The 19,920-nt window shown below is 69.5% G+C and carries 18 protein-coding genes; 2 read left to right on the top strand and 16 right to left on the bottom strand.

The features are described 5' to 3' along the window. Positions 1-29 precede the first annotated feature (29 nt). The 10 genes from lepB (OG568_RS17070) to proS form a co-directional block, all read right to left on the bottom strand. Complete coding sequence (gene lepB, locus OG568_RS17070; RefSeq protein ID WP_266586169.1) at positions 30-980, bottom strand: signal peptidase I; 951 nt, start codon at positions 978-980, stop codon at positions 30-32. After that, positions 865-1,947: a signal peptidase I gene (gene lepB, locus OG568_RS17075; protein WP_266430886.1), complete on the bottom strand. Its 1,083-nt coding sequence runs from the start codon at positions 1,945-1,947 to the stop codon at positions 865-867. The genes lepB (OG568_RS17070) and lepB (OG568_RS17075) overlap by 116 nt, the downstream gene beginning before the upstream one ends. Then, positions 1,940-2,656: a signal peptidase I gene (gene lepB, locus OG568_RS17080; protein WP_329532213.1), complete on the bottom strand. Its 717-nt coding sequence runs from the start codon at positions 2,654-2,656 to the stop codon at positions 1,940-1,942. The genes lepB (OG568_RS17075) and lepB (OG568_RS17080) overlap by 8 nt, the downstream gene beginning before the upstream one ends. A gap of 45 nt (positions 2,657-2,701) precedes the next feature. Beyond that, positions 2,702-3,052, bottom strand: coding sequence for a 50S ribosomal protein L19 (gene rplS / locus OG568_RS17085; protein ID WP_266430890.1), 351 nt, complete (start codon positions 3,050-3,052; stop codon positions 2,702-2,704). Positions 3,053-3,183: 131 nt separating this feature from the next. After that, entirely contained in the window at positions 3,184-4,005 is an 822-nt protein-coding gene (gene trmD, locus OG568_RS17090; protein ID WP_266430892.1) for a tRNA (guanosine(37)-N1)-methyltransferase TrmD, read from the bottom strand. After that, complete coding sequence (rimM, locus tag OG568_RS17095; RefSeq protein ID WP_266586163.1) at positions 4,005-4,592, bottom strand: ribosome maturation factor RimM; 588 nt, start codon at positions 4,590-4,592, stop codon at positions 4,005-4,007. The genes trmD and rimM overlap by 1 nt, the downstream gene beginning before the upstream one ends. Before the next feature lie 107 nt (positions 4,593-4,699). Next, positions 4,700-4,939 (bottom strand): RNA-binding protein, encoded by a 240-nt coding sequence (locus OG568_RS17100; protein WP_005479813.1) that lies wholly within the window; start codon positions 4,937-4,939, stop codon positions 4,700-4,702. 2 nt (positions 4,940-4,941) lie between these two features. Beyond that, entirely contained in the window at positions 4,942-5,370 is a 429-nt protein-coding gene (rpsP, locus tag OG568_RS17105) for a 30S ribosomal protein S16 (RefSeq protein ID WP_060901212.1), read from the bottom strand. A gap of 309 nt (positions 5,371-5,679) precedes the next feature. After that, the gene (locus OG568_RS17110; RefSeq protein WP_329532214.1) at positions 5,680-6,276 is read right to left on the bottom strand and encodes a hypothetical protein; all 597 of its coding nucleotides are present in this window, start codon (positions 6,274-6,276) and stop codon (positions 5,680-5,682) included. 251 nt (positions 6,277-6,527) lie between these two features. Continuing rightward, positions 6,528-7,943, bottom strand: coding sequence for a proline--tRNA ligase (gene proS / locus OG568_RS17115; protein ID WP_329532215.1), 1,416 nt, complete (start codon positions 7,941-7,943; stop codon positions 6,528-6,530). Positions 7,944-8,142: 199 nt separating this feature from the next. Here proS and OG568_RS17120 point away from each other — a divergent pair, with 199 nt between their 5' ends. Then, the gene (locus tag OG568_RS17120; protein ID WP_329532216.1) at positions 8,143-8,970 is read left to right on the top strand and encodes a class I SAM-dependent methyltransferase; all 828 of its coding nucleotides are present in this window, start codon (positions 8,143-8,145) and stop codon (positions 8,968-8,970) included. Between the two features lie 52 nt (positions 8,971-9,022). Here the strand turns inward: OG568_RS17120 and ftsH are convergent, their stop codons facing one another. The 6 genes from ftsH to nsdA form a co-directional block, all read right to left on the bottom strand. Further along, complete coding sequence (gene ftsH, locus OG568_RS17125; protein WP_329532217.1) at positions 9,023-10,960, bottom strand: ATP-dependent zinc metalloprotease FtsH; 1,938 nt, start codon at positions 10,958-10,960, stop codon at positions 9,023-9,025. A gap of 119 nt (positions 10,961-11,079) precedes the next feature. Then, positions 11,080-12,633, bottom strand: coding sequence for a signal recognition particle protein (ffh, locus tag OG568_RS17130; RefSeq protein ID WP_329532218.1), 1,554 nt, complete (start codon positions 12,631-12,633; stop codon positions 11,080-11,082). 135 nt (positions 12,634-12,768) lie between these two features. Beyond that, the gene (locus OG568_RS17135; protein ID WP_329532219.1) at positions 12,769-15,216 is read right to left on the bottom strand and encodes a [protein-PII] uridylyltransferase; all 2,448 of its coding nucleotides are present in this window, start codon (positions 15,214-15,216) and stop codon (positions 12,769-12,771) included. Positions 15,217-15,243: 27 nt separating this feature from the next. Beyond that, a complete protein-coding gene (locus tag OG568_RS17140) occupies positions 15,244-15,582 on the bottom strand; it encodes a P-II family nitrogen regulator (protein ID WP_123997477.1) in 339 nt (112 codons plus the stop codon). Further along, the gene (locus tag OG568_RS17145) at positions 15,579-16,916 is read right to left on the bottom strand and encodes an ammonium transporter (protein WP_266430911.1); all 1,338 of its coding nucleotides are present in this window, start codon (positions 16,914-16,916) and stop codon (positions 15,579-15,581) included. The genes OG568_RS17140 and OG568_RS17145 overlap by 4 nt, the downstream gene beginning before the upstream one ends. A 337-nt stretch (positions 16,917-17,253) precedes the next feature. Further along, positions 17,254-18,729: a transcriptional repressor NsdA gene (gene nsdA / locus OG568_RS17150; RefSeq protein WP_329532220.1), complete on the bottom strand. Its 1,476-nt coding sequence runs from the start codon at positions 18,727-18,729 to the stop codon at positions 17,254-17,256. A 458-nt stretch (positions 18,730-19,187) separates the two neighbouring features. Between nsdA and OG568_RS17155 the strand changes: the two genes are divergently transcribed. After that, positions 19,188-19,850: a bifunctional DNA primase/polymerase gene (locus OG568_RS17155; RefSeq protein WP_329363890.1), complete on the top strand. Its 663-nt coding sequence runs from the start codon at positions 19,188-19,190 to the stop codon at positions 19,848-19,850. Positions 19,851-19,920: the final 70 nt, after the last annotated feature.

Below are 19,920 nucleotides of genomic sequence, written 5' to 3' on the forward strand. Positions count from 1 at the left end.
GCGGAAGATCGGCGATCTGGGACGGCACCCTACCCGGCGGTACCCCGACCAGAAACCCTCGGGTTTCCGGCGGTAAGCCGACGCCTGCGCCACAGCACCAGCGGCACCGCGCCGGCCAGTCCGAGCGCGCCCGGAGCGGCGGCGCTGAGGTTCTGGTCGAAGGTGTCGGGAATCGGCAGTGTGTCCCAGCGGGTGGGCGGCCAGGCGATCACGATGGCGCGGCCGACGACATTGCCCACCGGCACGAAGCCCTGGTGACTGTCCTGCTGGTGATAGCGGGAGTCCAGCGAGTTCTGCCGGTGGTCACCCATGACCCAGATTTTGCCTTTGGGTACCGTCACCTTGAACTGGCCGCCCTGGTCGTCCACGCTGCACGGGGTGTTCCCGGCGTAGACGTACGAGGTCTCGTTCAGCGCCTTGCCGTTGACCTTCACCGGGCCGTTGCCCTTGCACTCGATCGTGTCACCGGCGACACCGATGACCCGCTTGATGAGGTCCTTCTCGTTGGCGGACGGCATCAGGCCGATCTTGCTGAGGAACGTCTGCACGGCGTTCGGGTTGGGCGTGGGCTCGCCCGCCAGCCAGTTGTCGGGGTCGTGGAAGACGACCACCTCGCCGCGCGAGGGCTCCGAACCGAACCACGGGGTGAGCTTGTCGACCAGGACCCTGTCGCCCTGCTGAAGGGTGTTCTGCATCGAGTCCGAGGGAATCGAGAACGCCTGGACCAGGAAGGTCTTGATCAGCAGCGCGAGAACGAGCGCGATACCGATGAGGAGCGGAAGCTCCTTCCAGAAGGAACGCGGCTTCTTGGGCTTCGGCTCCTGCTCGCCCTGCTCCTTCGTACCGCCGCCACCGTCCCCGGAGTCACTCCCGGAACCAGTGACGTCGTTCGTGGCCGGGGTGGCCGATCCGTCGGGTCGCTCCGGCTGCTCCTCGGGGCCACCATGTCCGGATCGTGCGCCGACCGCCAAATCCCCCACATCCACTCCTCACTCCGTGCCGCCGCCTGCTCCGGATCCGGCGCAGGCCCACCACTCCCATAACGAGCGGGAGTTCCGCAGGGCTCGGGAGCGGGATCAATCGATTGAGATCCGCGGACGCCACCCTATGCGACGGGCCGAGGGCGGTTGTCGACCCGCTCGGTACGGACGAGAACGTGTCCGGTTCCTTCAGACGGGTCCAGTGCCCGAAGGGCCAGGCGATGACCATGGCTCTGCCGACGACCGAACTCTCGGAGACGGTACCGCCGTATTTCTCGGTGCGGTGGTAGCGGGAGTCGGCGGAGTTGGCCCGGTGGTCGCCCATCACCCAGAGACGGCCCTTGGGCACGGTCTCTTCGAAGGAGAAGTCCGACGGTTTGTTCCCGGCCTGGATGTACGTCTCGTTGAGCGGCATGCCGTTGACGGTCACGCGCCCTTGGGTGTCGCAGCACTTCACGGTGTCGCCGCCGACCGCGACGACCCGCTTGATCAGGTCCTTGTCGTTGTCGGAGGGCAGCAGACCGATGGCCGTCAAGCCCTCTTTGACCTGCTTGACGACGACGGGGTCGTTCTTCTTGGTGGTCTTCTCCCCGGCCAGCCAGTTGCCGGGGTCCTTGAAGACGACGACGTCGCCGCGCTCGGGCTTGGAGCCGAACCATGGCGTGAACTTGTCGACGAGCACACGGTCGCCGATCTGGATCGTGTTCTCCATGGAGCCCGACGGGATCACGAAGGCCTGGACGAGGAAGGTCTTGAGGACAAGGGCTATGAGCACCGCGACGCCCACGAGGAGAGGTATCTCCTTGACCGCGGAGCGCCGTCGGCGCCGCTTGACCTTGCGCTGGAGCTTGCGGCGCTCGGCACGGCCGGGCCGGACCGCGCCGCCGGCGGCGCGCCGGGTGCCGGTGGGCAGCAGGTTGTCGGCGGCGTGGTCGGAGACTCCGCGCGGCCTGCCACGGTTACCCATGGGCACCGTCCGCGGCGGACACACGCGCGTAGGCGGCGGAACGCCGCAGCCGGGTCCAGTGGCCCGCGGGCCAGGCGATCCAGTCGGCCCTGCCGATCACTTCACCGACGGGGACCATGCCGCCGCCGGGGGACCCCAGGTGGTCGCGGGAGTCGCTGGAGTCGCTGCGGTGGTCGCCGAGGAGGAACAGGCTGCCGTCGGGCACCACGACGTCGAAGGGAACATCGGACGGGCTGTTCCCCGGGTACAGAAACGTCGACTCGTCGACCGACCTGCCGTTCACTTGGAGCCTCCCGTCCTTGTCACAGCAGACCACGTGGTCTCCCCCCACACCGACGACGCGTTTGACGTAGTCCGCGTTCCCGAAATACCCAGTGCCGTCGAACACAACTACGTCGCCCCGCTGCGGCTCAGCACCAAAACGGTACGCCAACTTGTTTACGAGAACGCGGTCCCCGATCCTCAATCCGCGCTCCATCGAACCGCTGGGGATCTCGAACGGCTGCATCACGAAGTTGCTGAACAGCACCACGAACAGCAGGCAGACCAGCACGGTCAGAGTGAACCGTCCACCTGGGAGCCAGTCCGCGACCCGGGCCACCAACGCGAAACGCGACCGTTCCTCCGGCCCCTCGACGTCCGAGATGTCCTCGGACTCGACAGGGCGGGAGGAGCGGTCGCGCTCCGTGTGCTGTGCTTCGGTGTCCATCGGAGCCAGATGTTATCCGGCGTCCATGTGAACCCCTTCGCGAGCTCAGTTGTCGCGCTTCTCCTTGATCTTCGCGGCCTTGCCGCGCAGGTCACGCAGGTAGTACAGCTTCGCGCGACGCACGTCACCACGGGTGACGAGCTCGATCTTCTCGACGATCGGGGTGTGCACCGGGAAGGTACGCTCGACGCCGACCGAGAAGGAGACCTTGCGGACCGTGAAGGTCTCGCGGACACCGGCGCCCTGACGGCGGATGACTACGCCCTTGAACTGCTGCACACGGGAGCGGTTGCCCTCGATGACGCGGACGTGGACGTTGACGGTGTCACCCGGGCGGAAGGCCGGGATGTCGCTGCGCAGCGACGCGCTGTCGACGGTGTCGAGCAGGTGAGACATTTCGTCTGCTTTCTTCGCTGATGCCACAGGTCATCAACGGGAGCTAGTTTTCCAAGAGGGTGCTGTCGCGTCGGGACGGTCGTCGTGTCCCCCTGTGGCAGGGGCGCCCGGTCTACGCAGACAACAGCGGCCTATTCTTCCACGGCCTCCGGCCTGCGCCAAAATCGACCGCCGGGATCCGGCTGCCAGCCCAGGATCGAGAGCATTTCGCGGTCCTTCTTGTCGAAGACGGAAGAGTCGCAACGCTCGATGAGGTCGGGCCGGTTGGCCGCCGTACGCCGCAGCGCCTCGTCGCGACGCCAGCGGGCGATCTTCCCGTGGTGGCCGCTGACCAGCACGTCGGGGATCTCACGACCGCGCCACGCCGGGGGCTTGGTGTAGACGGGCCCCTCCAGGAGGTTGGCCATGGCCCCGGGGGCGAACGAGTCGTCCCGGTGGGACTCGGCGTTGCCGAGAACACCCGGCAGCAGCCGCGCCACGGCCTCCGTGACGACGAGTACGGCCGCCTCACCGCCGGCGAGCACGTAGTCGCCGATGGACACCTCGTAGACGGGCATCCGGGTCGCGTATTCGTCGATGACCCTTCGGTCGATGCCTTCGTAGCGGGCGGGCGTGAAGACCAGCCAGGGGCGCTCGGAGAGCTCGACGGCGAGTTCCTGGGTGAAGGGGCGTCCGCTGGGCGTGGGCACGACCAGGACGGGCCCGTGGGAGCCGGTCTCGTAGCCGTCGGCCAGGACGGAGTCCAGGGCGTCGCCCCAGGGCTCGGTCTTCATCACCATGCCGGGGCCGCCGCCGTACGGGGTGTCGTCGACCGTGTTGTGGCGGTCGTACGTCCACTCCCGAAGGTCATGGACCTGCACGTTCAGCTGCCCGCGCGCGCGTGCCTTGCCGACGAGCGAGACGTTGAGCGGTTCCAGGTACTCGGGGAAGATCGTGACGACGTCGAGCCGCATCAGGCGTCGGCCCCCGAGGAGTCCTCGTCGCCCTTGGAGGAGGCGTTTTCCGTGTCCCTGGAGGAGACGATTTCCGCCTGGTCGTCGATCAGGCCCGGCGGCGGGTCGATGACGGCCCGCTGCTCCTCCAGGTCGATCTCGGTGACGATCTCCTCGACGAACGGGATCATGACCTCGGTCCCGTCGGGCCGCTCGACCACGAACAGGTCCTGTGAGGGCAGATGGGAGATCTCCGTGATCCGCCCGACCTCCACCCCGTCCTTGGTGACCACGTCCAGGTCCATCAGCTGGTGGTCGTAGTACTCGTCCGGGTCCTCCGGCTGCTCGTCCGGGTCGACCTCGGCGATCAGAAGGGTGTTGCGCAGCGCCTCGGCGGCGTTCCGGTCGCGTACGCCCGCGAAGCGCAGCAGCAGACGGCCGCTGTGCACACGGCCGGTCTCGATGGTCAGCGGTCCGGTGGAGGCCGGATCGGTGAGCAGGACGGCGCCGGGCCCGAGCCTGAGTTCCGGCTCGTCCGTACGGACCTCCACGGTGACCTCGCCCTTGATGCCGTGGGCGCGGCCGACGCGAGCGACTACCAGCTGCACTGTGCTTGATCTCCTGTCGATGTGCCTACGGCATTGGTTCGTAGACGACTACGGGCCGGGGACGGCTCGAAAGCCCTCCCCGGCCCGAGCCGGTGCTGCCTGTTACGTCAGCGGACGTGGTCCACGTCGACGAGGTCGACGCGGACACCTCGGCCGCCGATGGCACCCACGACGGTCCGCAGCGCGCGGGCGGTACGGCCGTTGCGGCCGATCACCTTGCCGAGGTCGTCGGGGTGCACCCGGACCTCGAGAACGCGCCCACGGCGCAGGTCGCGCGAGGCGACCTGCACATCGTCGGGGTTGTCGACAATGCCCTTCACGAGGTGCTCGAGAGCCTCCTCGAGCATGCTCAGGCCTCGGTCGACTCAGACGAAGAAGACGCGGCCGGGGCCTCGTCCTTCTTCTCAGCCTTCTTCTTCTGGGTGATGGCCTCACCCTTGCCCTCGTCGTCGCCGCCCAGGGCGTCGAACGACGGGCGCGTCGCCTTCGGCTCGGCCACGAGCAGCGGAGCAGGGGCGGGCTCGCCCTTGAACTTCTGCCAGTCGCCGGTCAGCTTCAGGATGGCGAGAACGGGCTCGGTCGGCTGCGCGCCGACACCCAGCCAGTACTGCGCGCGGTCCGAGTCGACCTCGATGCGCGAGGGATTCTGCACCGGGTGGTACAGACCGATCTCCTCGATGGCCCGACCATCACGGCGGGTACGGGAGTCGGCGACGACGATGCGGTAGTGAGGCGAACGGATCTTGCCCAGACGCTTCAGCTTGATCTTGACTGCCACGGAAGTGGTGTCTCCTGGTCTTGACGTGGTTGGGCACGGCGAGATGGCCGCGTGGGGTTGCGGTACCCGAGTGCCCGATGGACGCGTCAGCCGGAGGAGAGAGGGGTCCTGTGCGGCTGTCGAGTACAGCTAGCCATTGTGCCACACCCTGACGGGCCGCCTTCACGGGGCAGCGCGCGGCGACCCCCGGCGCCGGATGCCCGGCATCGGGGGTCGCCGCCGAGGTCGGCAGCGCGCCCCGGCTCGGGCCGGGTGCCACCGCGCGGGGCTGAGGCCGGCTGAGTACGGCTGCCACGAGCAGCCGTCTTCTCAGCTCGCCGCAGCGCCCACGACCTCGGGGATGCGGAACGGCTGCCCGCACCCTCCGCACATGATCGGCGCCTGCGCCAGCACGGACGGGACGACCCGTACGTTGCGGCCGCAGTCGCAGACCGCCTTGACCCGGACGCCTCCTCCGGAGGAGCCGTGCCGGGCGGCCGGGCCCCGGAACGAGCGGGCCGTGTCGGCGGCGGTCGCGGCGGTGTGCGCCTTGAGGGCGCGTTGCAGCCGCTCGATCGTCGGGCGGTAGCGCCGCTTCGCCTCGGGGTTGAGTGTGACCAGGGAGAAGCCACTACTGGGGTGCGGCTCCTCCGGGTGGTCGAGGCCAAGCTCCTCGGCGATGGCGAGGAATCTGCGGTTGTGGTACCGGCCGGCGCGCGAAGTGTCGCGGACTCCGCGGGCGGCTGCGATGCCATGGACTGCCTCATGCAGCAGTCGTTCGAAGGAGAGTTCGTGTCCGCAGGCGGACGACGACTCTCCGATCAGGGACTCTGGCGCGGCAAGATCGGGCAGTTCGGAGTGGTGCCGCTGAATGTCGGCCCACGCCCCTGCCAGCTCTGCGGCGAGAACAGGTGGTGTCGTGCTCACGTAATGACAACGAGCCGGGGGGCCTCTGTGTTCCTATTCCGGGCCATCCCAAATAATTTGCACGTACCCGTCAGTTGCCGCTGATGCGTCCGGACGAGGGCGGGTGCGCTGATCTGCGGAGAAGCCTCACAGCTCACGCCAAGCCGGTACGTAGTAACACGTACGCCCCGACGCGTAGACGATGTCCGCACACCGGGGCACCTGTGGTCATCAGATGCGCAAGAGGCGTTTCGGCCTCCCTGGGGGCCTACTCAGTAAGCGCGTGCGACGACCGCGACGTTACCCGGTGCGTCGTCGGCGTCGGGCACCGACCCGTCCTCGGCGACCAGACACCGTACGGTCACCGAGTGCTCGGCGAGCTCGGCCTCGCCCTGTTCTCCGAGCTCGGCCCACGGAATGCGCGCCCAGCCGCCGGCGACGGCCGCCTCGACGGCCTCCTGGATGGTCGACACCTCGCAAGTGCGGGACTCCCGGCGCTCACGCGACTGCTTCAGAAGCAGCGCCTGGTCCTCTTCGAGGACGGTGGGGAGCAGTTCCACCAGAGCGTCGATGGCGACCGGCTCCTTGCCGCCGGGGATACGGCGGGCCAGCATCGCCGTGCCGTTCTCCAGGTCACGGGGGCCGACCTCGACGCGGACGGGGACGCCCTTGAGCTCCCAGTCGACGGCGCGCCGCCCGAACGGGACGTCGGTGCGGTCGTCCACATGGACGCGCACACCCGCCGCCTTCAACCGGTCGCCGATTTCGCGGACCTTGGCCAGAACCGCTTCGTCACCCTTGATCGCGAGGACGACGGCCTGGATCTGGGCGAGCCGCGGCGGGACGCGCAGTCCGTTGTCGTCGCCGTGCATCATCACCAGGGCGCCGATCATGCGGGTCGTCGAGCCCCAGGAGGTCTGCCAGACCAGCTCCTGCTTGCCTTCCTTCGACAGGTACCGGGTGTTGAAGGCCTTGGCGAAGTTCTGGCCCAGTTCGTGGCTGGTGGCCATCTGGAGGGCCTTGCCGTCGCCCATCATGCCTTCGAGCGTGAGGGTGTTGATGGCGCCGGCGAAGCGCTCCTTGGCGGTCTTGCGGCCGGGGACGACATCCATGCCGAGGACGTTCACCATGAAGTCCTCGTACACCTGGCGGTGGATGTGGGCGGCGAAGTCGCGGGCGTCCTCGTACCTGGCGTGCGCGGTGTGGCCCTCCTGCCAGAGGAACTCGGACGTCCGCAGGAAGAGGCGGGGCCGCAGCTCCCAACGGACCACGTTCGCCCACTGGTTGATCAGCAGCGGCAGGTCGCGGTAGCTCTGCACCCACTTCGAGAAGTAGTCGTTGATGATCATCTCGGAGGTGGGTCGGACGACCGCGGGCTCCTCGAGCTCCTTGCCGCCGCCGTGCGTGACCACCGCGAGCTCCGGTGCGAAGCCCTCGACGTGGTCGGCCTCCTTGGTGAGGTACGACTGCGGGATCAGCAACGGGAAGTACGCGTTCTGGGTACCCGTCTCCTTGATGCGGGCGTCCATCTCCGCCTGCATCCGCTCCCACAGTCCGTACCCGTACGGTCGGATGACCATGGAGCCGCGCACCGGTCCGTTGTCGGCCAGTTCGGCCTTGGCGATCAGATCCTGGTACCAGCGCGGGAAGTCGTCCGCCTGGGGCGTGAGAACGGGTGCCTTTGCCATGGCGCGATGGTACGGGCACACGTTGCCGGTATGTGAATTCTTGTGCCGCGCGCGGACGGCGCGCAAGCAGCGCGCCACAACCCCTGGACGGCGCGACGAGTGCGGAGTTACCTGACATACGGGGGAAGAGCGAGCGCACTGCACGGGGGCAAGGGAAACGGGGCGCAGCGGCAACTCTCGGCGGATTGGGGCGCTTTCGATGACACCTACGCTCGTGCGGCAACACCTACCTCACGCGGCCGCGCCGCCCCGGGTGGATCCGTGTGCACGCGCGCGTGACTGGGCCGAGATCCAGGAGCGGATGCTGGTGCCGCTCTACGAAGCCGTCTACGAGCGGCTCGAAGTGGGCTGCGGGACACGGCTCCTCGGCCTGCGCTGCGGTACCGGGCTGGCCCTTCTGATGGCGGCCTCCCGGGGAGCGGCGGTGACCGGCGTCGACTCCTCGTCGCCCGAACGGGTGGCACTCGCGCGGGAACGGTTGCTGCCGGACGGGTGGGGCACACGCGCGCGTGCCGACGCCCGGATCGTGGAGGGGTCCCCCTCGGACCTCGCCGACCCGGCGGCGGCCGCGTACACGCTGGTGACCGCGTTCGAGCCGATCGGGTGCGCGCCGGGGGACGCCGAGGAGCTCGGGGAGCTGCTGTCGGCGGCGACTCCGCTCGCTGAGCGGGGGGCGGCCGTGGTGCTGGTCGGATGGGGGCCGCCGGAGCGGTGTGCCACGTCCGCGGTGCTGCCGGGCGAGGGGAGCGGGCAGGCTCCTCGCCGGGACGACCTGGAGGACGTCGCCCAGCGGGCCGGGCTCCGGCCGGACGGATCCGGGCGGGTGGCGTGTCCCTTCGGGTACGCGGATGTGGAGAGTGCGGTGCGGGGGTTGTTGTCGACCGGGCTGTTCGACGCGGCGGTCGGTGCGACGGATGTGGTGCAGGTCGGCAAGGAGCTGACGGAGGCGCTGCATCCGTATCAGCGCGGGGACGGCACGGTGTGGATGCCGAACGTCTTCCGGTACCTGATCGCACGCACGGGCTGAGGCCGCCGGGTCGCGCCCCCGCCGCCCCTGAAAGGGCGTGCGGGCAACCGCCTCACACCTCCTCCTTCTTCAGGCGCGTCACACCCGCGATCCGGTAGGCCTGTGCCTCCTCCAGCGTCTCGTTCGCCAGCAGCGCCTCCGCGAGGGCGTTCAGCTGGTCGCGGTGGTCGCGGAGCTTCTGGCAGGCCTCCTCGTAGCACTCGTCGACGATGCGCCGCATCTCGTGGTCGATGGAGTCGAGGGTGGCCGGCGCGGCGGCGAGGCCGTAGGCCTGCTGGGCGTCGTTGGGGAGGGCGGAGAGACGGCCGACCCGGTCGCTCATGCCCCAGCGGGCGACCATGCCGCGAGCGAGGTTGGTGACCTGTTCGAGGTCGTTCTCGGAGCCGGTCGTGATGACCCCGTAGACGACGTGTTCGGCGGCCATGCCCCCCAGGGCACCGATGATCCGACCGCGCAGGTACTCCTCGGTGTACGAGTACCGGTCGGTGTCCGGTGTCGAGAGCGTGACGCCCAGCGCGCGCCCGCGCGGGACGATGGTGATCTTGCGAACCGGGTCGGCGCCCGGCTGCAGCATGCCGAGAAGGGCGTGGCCGCTCTCGTGGTACGCGGTCCGGCGGCGCTCCTCGTAGGGCATCACGAGGGAACGCTCCGCGCCGAGCTGCACCTTCTCCAGCGCCTCGGAGAGGTCCGTCGGCGCCACCTCGTCCTGCTTGCGCTTGACGGCGAGCAGCGCCGCCTCGTTGGCGAGGTTGGCCAGATCCGCGCCGGTCATGCCCGGCGTCGTGCGGGCCACCTGGGCCAGGTCCACTTCCGGGGACAGCGGGATCTCGCGGGTGTGGATCCGCAGGATCGCCTCACGGCCACGGCGGTCGGGGGGCGCGACGTTGACGATCCGGTCGAAGCGGCCGGGGCGGGTCAGTGCCGGGTCCAGGATGTCCGCACGGTTCGTCGCCGCGATGACGATGACGCCCTCGAAGCCCGAGAAGCCGTCCATCTCGGTGAGGATCTGGTTCAGGGTCTGCTCGCGCTCGTCGTGGCCGCCCATCGCCGAGCCGCCGGCCCGGGCCCGTCCGATGGTGTCGATCTCGTCGATGAAGATGATCGAAGGGGCCACTTTCCTGGCCTCGGCGAAGAGCTCACGGACCCGGGACGCGCCCACGCCCACGATCATCTCGATGAACTCCGATGCCGAGGCCGAGAAGAACGGAACGCCCGCCTCTCCCGCCACGGCCCGCGCGAGCAGGGTCTTTCCCGTGCCGGGCGCACCCGCGAGGAGCACACCTCTCGGCATCTTCGCGCCCATCCTGCGGTACGCGTCCGGATTCTTGAGGAAGTCGACGACGTCGTTCAGTTCGCCCTCGACCTCGTCGATTCCGGCCACGTCGGCGAAGGTCGTGCGCTGGGCGCCGGGCTGCAGTTCGACCGGTTTCGGGGGTGCCTTGCGGTGGAGCATGCCGCCCGGGCCGCCGAAGCCGGACCGCAGCCGTCGGGCGAAGAAGATCCACAGCAGCACCAGGAACACGATCGGAACCAGGGAGAGCAGCAGGTTGGAAAGGAAGCTGCGCTGCTGGACCACGGGTGAGGCGGTCACCGTGACGTGGCGTTTCTCCAGGTTCTGCCAGAGCTTGTCGTCCGCGAAGGACGGGCGCTGGGTCTTGAACTTGGTGTACTTCCCGCCGCCGTCCGGATTGACCTGGACGCTCTTGAGCTCGCCCTGGATGGCGTCGCCCTTGGAGTAGATCTTGCCGATGTTGTCGCTGTCCACCTGCTTGCTGAACTCCGTGTACGAGATCGTCGGCTCGTTGCCCTCGTTGTAGAAGGACAGCACCAGGACGGCGATCACGAACAGGACCACGGCAGCGGCGATCAGGCCTATCCAGCCGCCGGGCATCTTCCTCTTCCCGGAGGGTGGACCGGTCGACTCCGGTGGCGTTCCCTCGGTACGCCACGGCTGGTCAGGGTCCTTGCGCGGCGGCACAGGGTTACTCATATTAGGACGTTACGACACGAAATGCCTGCCAGCATGCGCAGAAAAACCACTGGGGGCACCCCTCCGGCGAGGGGCGCCCCCAGTGACGTACGAGAACGACCCCGTACGGAAACGAACCGTCAGCCCATGAACTTCTTGAACTCGTCCGGCAGCTCGAAGTCCTGAGCCTGCTGCCCGGCGGGCAGACCGAAGGCGCCGCCCGACTGGGCACCGGCCTCGCGGCGCGCCGCGGCCTCGTCCTCCTGCTGCTTGCGCTTCATCGGGTTGCCGGAGCGCTGCTTGCCCTTGGCGACCTTCTGCTTCTTCTTGGCGCGGCCGGGGCCGCCGCCCATGCCCGGGATCCCGGGCATTCCCGGCATGCCGCCGCCCTGGGCCATGCGGGACATCATCTTGCGGGCCTCGAAGAAGCGCTCCACCAGGTTCTTGACCGCGCTGACCTCGACACCCGAGCCCTTGGCGATACGGGCGCGGCGCGAGCCGTTGATGATCGTCGGTTCCTGGCGCTCGCCCGGGGTCATCGACTTGATGATGGCGGCCGTGCGGTCGACGTCGCGCTCGTCGAGGTTGTTGATCTGGTCCTTGATCTGGCCCATGCCCGGGAGCATGCCGAGCAGCTTGCTGATGCTGCCCATCTTCCTGACCTGCTCCATCTGGGACAGGAAGTCGTCCAGGGTGAAGTCCTGGCCCTTCTTGGACGCCAGCTTGGAGGCCATCTTCTCGGCCTCTTCTTGGCTGAACGTCTTCTCCGCCTGCTCGATCAGGGTGAGCAGGTCACCCATGTCGAGGATGCGGGAGGCCATCCGGTCCGGGTGGAAGGCGTCGAAGTCGTCGAGCTTCTCGCCGTTCGACGCGAACATGATCGGCTTGCCGGTGACCGAGGCGATGGAGAGCGCGGCACCACCACGGGCGTCACCGTCGAGCTTCGACAGGACGACGCCGTCGAAGCCGACGCCGTCACGGAAGGCCTCGGCCGTGTTGACGGCGTCCTGACCGATCATCGCGTCGACGACGAAGAGGATCTCGTCCGGGGAGACGACGTCGCGGATGTCCGCGGCCTGCTGCATCATCTCCTGGTCGATGCCGAGGCGGCCGGCGGTGTCCACGATCACGATGTCGTGGACCTTGGTCTTCGCGAACTCCATGGAGTCCCTGGCGACCTTGACCGGGTCGCCGACGCCGTTGCCCGGCTCGGGGGCGTAGACGGCCACACCGGCGCGCTCGGCGACGACGCTGAGCTGGCCCACGGCGTTCGGGCGCTGGAGGTCGGCGGCGACCAGGAGCGGGGAGTGGCCCTGGTCCTTGAGCCACTTGCCGAGCTTTCCGGCGAGCGTGGTCTTACCGGCACCCTGCAGACCCGCGAGCATGATCACGGTGGGCGGGTTCTTGGCGAACCGCAGGCGGCGGGTCTCGCCGCCGAGGATCGTGACGAGCTCGTCGTTCACGATCTTCAGGACCTGCTGGGCAGGGTTGAGGGCCTTGGAGACCTCGCTCCCCAGTGCCCTCTCCTTCACGTTCTTGATGAACGTCCGGACGACCGGCAGGGCCACATCGGCTTCAAGGAGCGCGATACGGATCTCGCGGGCCGTGGCGTCGATGTCCGCCTCGGAGAGCCGGCCTTTCCCGCGGAGGTTTTTGAAAGTCGCGCTCAGGCGGTCTGAGAGGGTATCGAACACGGTGGCGTCGGTCCTCGGAGTCGGGGGCGGTTGGGTTGCCCTCCAGGGTATCTGCCCGAAAAGGGTTGGTGGCCCCTGCCCGGTGTGAATACCGGACAGGGACCGCGTTCTGTGAACACGGACAGGACCGCGAGGTCACCCCCGCAGCATCTCCTCCAGCCCACGCGCCACCGAGACCGCCTCCTCCGCCGGCAGGGGCGCGCCCTTGGGGCCGGTGACGTAGAAGGCGTCCACGGCGTTGGCACCGAGGGTGGACACGTGCATGCTGCGCACCCGTACGCTCGCGTCCTCCAGGGCCCGGCCGATGCGGTGCAGCAGGCCAGGAGCGTCGTGGGCGCGGACCTCGATGACCGTCGCGTGGCGGGATGCGGCCGAGGCGACCGTCACCCTGGGCGGCGGCGCGATCGTGCCCCGGCGGCGCGGATAGGCGGCGTCGCGCTCCGCGAGCCGGGCCGCGATGTCCAGGGACCCGTCCAGGGCGCGCACGAGGTCGGCGCGCAGCCGGGCGGCCTGCGGCAGGGAGCCGTACTCGGCGGCGACCCGCCAGTTGAGCAGCAGCACCGAGCCCTCGACGCCGTCGGGCAGGTCCAGCGCGCGCAGCTCGGCCGTGCGCACGGTCAGGCGGTGCATCGCGAGGACACCGGCGACCGCGGGGAGCACTCCGGGCTGGTCGGGTACGGCGATGAGCAGTTCGACGCCCAGGGGCTCCGGATCGCCGGTGGGTTCCTCCTCGGTGGGCGGTTCGGTCTGTGCGCGCAGTGCCAGTACGGGCCCGCCGGTGCGCAGCGCCTCGATGGCGAGCCGCTCCTGCTCGGCCGTGGGCGCGGCGGCCTCCGGCTCCTCGGGGACGTCTCCGGCGAGCACGGCGGCGACCCGCTTGACCAGGTCGGCGACGAGGGATCCGCGCCAGGAGGACCAGGCCGCGGGCCCGGTGGCCAGCGCGTCCGCCTCGGTGAGGGCGTGCAGCAGTTCGAGGGTGCCCTGCGATCCGACGGCCTCGGCGACCGAGCGGACGGTCGCCGGGTCCTCCAGGTCGCGCCGGGTCGCGGTGTCGATGAGCAGCAGGTGGTGGCGTACGAGGGTGGAGAGCACCGCCACGTCCGCACGGTCGAAGCCGATGCGGGCGGCCACGTCCCGGGCGATGATCTCGCCCGCGACGGAGTGGTCGCCGGGCCAGCCCTTGCCGATGTCGTGCAGCAGGGCGGAGACGAGGAGGAGGTCGGGGCGGCCCACCCGCCGGGTGAGTTCGGAGGCGCGGACGGCCGTCTCGATCAGGTGGCGGTCGACGGTCCAGATGTGCACGGCGTTGCGCTGCGGGCGGCAGCGCACGCGTTCCCAGTCGGGCAGGAGCCGGGTGATCAAACCCTCGGCCTCCAGTGCCTCCCAGACCTCGATGGTCGGACGGCCCGAGCCGAGGAGCGTGACGAGCTGTTCCCGGGCCTCGGCGGGCCAGGGTGTGGGCAGTGGGCGCGCGACGGCTGCCATGCGGCGTACGGCGTGCAGGGAGAGCGGGAGCCCGGCCTGTGCGGCGGCGGCCGCGGCACGCAGCGGGAGCACGGGGTCGCGCTCGGGCCGTGCGGCGCGGGCGAGCACCACCTCGCCGTCCATCTCGACCACGCCCTCGGCGAGCGGTGAGCGCTCCGCGGCGGGCTTGGCGCCGCCGAGCATGGCACGCAGCCGCGGCCGCACGGCGCGCGACTTGAGCACGCGCCCCACCTCGCGCCAGGTGACGTCACTGGCGTACGAGACGACGCGCGCGGCCTCGTACACCTGGCGCAGGAGGGTGTCGGCGTCCAGGAGTCCGAGTTCGGCGGCTACCTGGTCCTGCTCCTGGAGCGCGAGGCGGTCGGTGGCGCGGCCGGTGGTCAGGTGGAGGGCGTCGCGGACGTCGAGGAGCCTGCGGCGGGCGTCCGCGAGGCCCTCACGGGGCGCGTCCGCGAGCCAGGAGGCGGCGACGGCGCGCAGGGCGGTGGCGTCGCGCAGGCCGCCGCGGGCCTCCTTCAGGTCGGGTTCCAGCAGGTACTGCAGCTCGCCCTGGCGCTCGGCGCGCTCCGCGCACAGCTCCTGGAGTTCGGGGAGACGTTTCGGCGCCTGGTTGCGCCAGTCGGCGAGGACGGCCGTCCGCAGTCCGGCGGTGAGGCCGAGGTCGCCCGCGATGTGGCGGGCGTCCAGCAGGCCGAGCTGCACCTTGAGGTCGTCGCCCGCGGTCTTGCGTGCCTCACCCGGCGTACGGACCGAGTGGTCGAGGGCCAGGCCGAGGTCCCAGATGGGGTACCAGACGCGGTCGGCGAGGGCGGCGACCGCGCCCGAGTCACCGCCGTCGTGCAGGAGCAGCAGGTCGAGATCGCTGCGTGGGGAGAGTTCACCGCGGCCGTAGCCGCCGACGGCGACGAGTGAGACACCGCGCAGTCCCTCGGCTCCCGCGCCGAACAGGCCGGTCAGCCACTCGTCCGTGAGTTCGGCGAGGGCAGCACGGCGCGGCGGCCCGGACTGCGCCCCCTCCTGGAGGAGGCGCAGCCGGGCCGCCGCGTAGCCGCTGGGTCCCGAGTCCTCTGCTTCCGTGCGCATCTCCGTACTCGTCACCCAGTGGCTCCTGTTCTGATCTTCTGTTTAGAGCGCGTCCGGGCCGCGCTCGCCGGTCCGGACCCGGACGGCCGTCTCGACCGGGAGGGACCACACCTTGCCGTCACCGATCTTGCCGGTGCGGGCCGCCTTCACGATGACGTCGATCAGCTGCTCGGTGTCGTCGTCCTCGGCCAGCACCTCGATGCGGATCTTGGGGACGAGGTCGACGGTGTACTCGGCACCACGGTAGACCTCGGTGTGTCCCCGCTGGCGACCGTAACCGCTGGCCTCCGTGACCGTCAGACCGTGCACCCCGAAGGCCTGCAGGGCCTCCTTGATCTCGTCGAGCCGGTGGGGCTTCACGACGGCGGTGATGAGCTTCATGCGTCCACCTTCTTGCTCTGCGTACCCGCGAGGGCGGAAACCGAGCCGCCGACGATGCCGCCGCCCGCTCCACTGAAGTCGTATGCGGTCTCAGCGTGCTCGGCCTGGTCGATGCCCGCGATCTCCTCGTCCTCGGTGACCCGCATGCCCATCGTCTTGTCGATGATGAAGGCGAGGATCGCCGAGACGACCAGGGAGTAGCCGAGGACGGCGAAGACGCCGGCGCACTGCTTCCAGAACTGGGTGAGACCGCCGCCGTAGAAGAGGCCTTCGACCGTGGACTGGCCCTTGCCGCTGGCGAAGAAGCCGATCAGCAGGGAGCCGATGACACCGCCGACGAGGTGCACGCCGACCACGTCGAGGGAGTCGTCGTAGCCCAACTTGTACTTGAGGCCGACCGCCATGGCGCACACGACACCGGCGATGGCGCCGACCGCGATCGCGCCGAGCGGGGAGACCGCACCACCGGACGGCGTGATGGCGACCAGACCGGCGACCGCGCCGGAGGCGGCGCCCAGCGTGGTGAACGCGCCGTGGCGGATCTTCTCGTAGATGAGCCAGGCCAGCATGGCGGCCGCGGTGGCGATCTGCGTGTTGACGAACATCAGCGCGCCGACGCCGTCGTCGTTGCCGAGCCACGAGCCGGCGTTGAATCCGAACCAGCCGAACCACAGCAGACCGGAGCCGAGCATCACCAGCGGGAGGCTGTGCGGACGCATCGGGTCCTTCTTGAAGCCGACGCGCTTGCCGATGACGAGGATCACGCCGAGCGCCGCGGCACCCGCGTTGATGTGGACCGCCGTACCACCGGCGAAGTCGATCACGCCCAGGTCGAAGGCCCAGCCGCCGGTGCCCCAGACCCAGTGGGCGACCGGGAAGTAGACGACCGTGGCCCACAGCGCGATGAACAGCGACCACGCCGTGAACTTCACCCGGTCCGCCAGCGCACCGCTTATCAGCGCGGGCGTGATGATGGCGAACATCAGCTGGAAGACCATGAAGACGAAGATCGGGATGGTGTAGCCCGGCCACAGCTCCGTCAGGCCGATGTTGCTGAGGCCGACCCAGTCCGAGGTCCAGCCGATGAACGAACCCTTGTCCGTGCCGAAGGCGAGGGAGAAGCCGTACAGCACCCACAGGATCGTGACGATCCCCATGCTGATGAAGCTCATCATCAGCATGTTCAGGGTGCTCTTGACACGGACCATGCCTCCGTAGAAGAAGGCGAGGCCGGGGGTCATGATCAGCACCAGGGCGGAGCAGATGAGCATGAACCCGGTGTTGGCGGCCGAGAGCTTGGGAGCTTCTGCGGCTAGCGTGATGGCTGGTGCCATCGGCGTCTCCTCGTCGTTGGTACGGCCCCGTGCGGGCGAAGCCTGAGCGGTCATGAGGGGTGGGCCGGTTATGCGCCATGAGATTGACGCAGCGCGGTTTCCGTCGACGCCCCTCGATGTTTCGCCGCAGTGACGAAGGCACCTCGTGTGTTACGCGTCCATGAACTGCCTGATACCGGGCGGAGCGATCGTTATCGTGGCGCAACCTTCCCAGAAGGCAAACAAACCGGCCACGGCTGGTCGTCCGATGACCTGGCATGGGGGAGCCGAGTCGGGCAGTTCGGGACGACCGGCCGTGGCCGGGGTACTGGGATCGGACCGCTTGCGCGGCCCGGGCTCAGACCGCTTCCGCGGTCTCCGGAAGGTCGACGGCGAGCTGCTCGGTGAGGTCCACGACCTCGGCGAGGTCACCGAAGTCACGGACGGCCGTGTCGACCGTCTTTCGGATACGAGTGTTGACGCGCTCGGAGCGCACCTTCTTGGCGATCGCCATCGCGTCCTTGGCCAATACCGCACTCTGCTCGGGCTCGCGCCGCAGCAGGTGCACGGTGGCCATGCCGATGAGATTGAGTGCGTACGAACGCTGGTGCTCGCCGTCCTTGGCGAAGAGGTCGACGGCCCGCTGCATCAGGGGCTCGGCGAGCGAGGCGTACGTGGGGCTGCGGCCCGCGACATAGGCCAGGTCCCGGTAGGAGTGCGAGTTCTCGCCGTGCAGCTCGGCCGGCGAGAAGAAGCGGATCCAGTCGGGGTCCGGGTCGTCCCACTCGTGAAGGTCCTCGAAGCTGTCCTCGGCCATCCGGACGGCCCGCTTGCACTTTCCGGGCTGGCCCATGTTCGCGTAGGCGCGGGCCTCCATCGCATACAGCATGGACTGGGTGCGCGGGCTCGCGCAGTCACGGCTTCCGTACTGCGCCAGGTGAATGAGTTCGAGCGCGTCGTCGGGCCGGCCGAGGTGGATCATCTGGCGGCTCATGCTGGAGAGGATGTACGAGCCCAGCGGCTTGTCGCCCGCTTCCTTGGCGGCGTGCAGGGCGAGCACGAAGTACTTCTGCGCGGTCGGCTGCAGTCCCACGTCGTAGCTCATCCAGCCCGCCAGCTCGGCGAGCTCGGCGGCGACCTTGAACAGGCGTTTGCTGGTCGCCCCGGGCTGCGGCTCCTGGAGCAGGTCGGTCACCTCGTGCAGCTGGCCGACGACCGCCTTGCGGCGCAGGCCGCCGCCGCACTGGGCGTCCCACTGGCGGAACATCACCGTGGTGGACTCCAGGAGGTCCAGCTCGGGCTGGGAGAGCCGGCCGGGGCGGCGGGCGGCGGCCGGGGACTCGGGCTCCTCCTGGGGCGCGACGGGCGAGGGCACCAGCCAGCGCTGCATGGGTTCGATGAGGGCCGGGCCCGCGGCGAGGGCCAGCGAGCTGCCGAGGAAACCGCGCCGCGCCAGCATCAGGTCACTGCGCGAGTACTCGCTGATCAGCGCCACGGTCTGGGGACCGGTCCAGGGCAGGTCGACACCCGACACGGACGGTGACTGGTGGGCGGCGCGCAGACCGAGGTCCTCGACGGCGACCACACAGCCGAACCGCTCGGAGAACAGCTCGGACAGGATCCGCGGAATCGGCTCGCGCGGATTCTCGCCGTCCAGCCAGCGGCGCACCCGGGAGGTGTCCGTGGAGATGTGATTGGCCCCCAACTGACGGGCCCTTCGGTTCACTTGCCGCGCCAGCTCGCCCTTCGACCAGCCACTGCGCACGAACCACGAGCCCAACAGCTCATTCGGGCGCTTGTCAGCGTTCATACCGCTTCCGCCGTTGCCGCCCACTGGAACGCCCCCATCCCTGAGACCACTTGTACGCTGCGTGCGCCAAGCCCTATCAGAATGCCGGTAAATACGGCCGCACGTCCGGCAGTTCTCACCCTTCGAACGGGAAGCCGACTTGCCTCCGGCATACCCACGAGTGCATACGTCCCCAGGACTCGTGCACTCAAAGTAATCCTACGATCACGCGTCCAGCCATGGCGATCCCGGAAACGCCACCATTCGCCACCCCTTCGAATGAACTCCGGATCACCTGTACGCGATTCACTTGACATAGGACAGCCAGAAGTGGCGGAACGATGCATTCGGGGGCGCACGCCGCCGGGCGCACCACCCAGGACACTTCCGGACGCCGCCAGGATCGCGTCGGCAGCCACGCGACACCCGGGGACATGAACACACTGAGTGACGCGTCGCGTTCATCGCGTAACCATCGGCACGTCGGACCCGTTGGAGGGGGCATGGGCTTCACGATCGGCAGCAGTCGGGGGATGCGCGAAAGCCGGCCCGGCACCCGTCGCCGCGGCCGCTCGTCGGAGTGCACCGCCGTGGCCGAGTTCACCGGACTGTGGGGCTGGGACGTGGTCCCCGGCGCCCGGGCCGCCGCGGGCGCGTGCTCGTGCGGCAAGACCGACTGCCCCGCACCGGGGGCGCATCCGCTGGACTTCGCGCCATTGCTCGAAGCCGGCGCCACCCTCGACGAGGTCTCCGAGACCTGGAGCGAGTTCCCCGGTGCCGCGGTGATGCTGCCGGTCGGCCGCGCGTTCGACGTGATCGAGGTCGCCGAGGCCGCCGGGCGCCGCGCGCTGGTCCGCCTGGAGCGGATGGGGCTGCCCACCGGGCCGGTCACCGCGACCCCGGACGGCCGCGCCCACTTCTTCGTCGCCCCCGGCGCCGCGGCCGAGCTCCCCGAGCTGCTCTACCGGATGGGCTGGGACGACGCCTCCCTCGACCTGCACGGCCTCGGCCCCGGTACGTACGTCACCGCCCCGCCCTCCGACCGCGCCGGCCTCGGCCCGGTCCGCTGGCTGCGCTCCCCCGCCCTGGACTCGGCGACGAAGCCGCCGCAGGCACGGTTGCTGCTGGGGACGCTGGCGTACGTGGCGCACCGGTCGCGCGCGTAGCCGTGGCCGCTGCGGCTGCCGTTGGCGCTGCCGAGGTGACTGGCACATGACGAAGCGCCCGCCTCCAACT

This window comes from Streptomyces sp. NBC_01450 (genome assembly GCF_036227505.1).
In the GTDB taxonomy this organism is placed as follows: domain Bacteria; phylum Actinomycetota; class Actinomycetes; order Streptomycetales; family Streptomycetaceae; genus Streptomyces.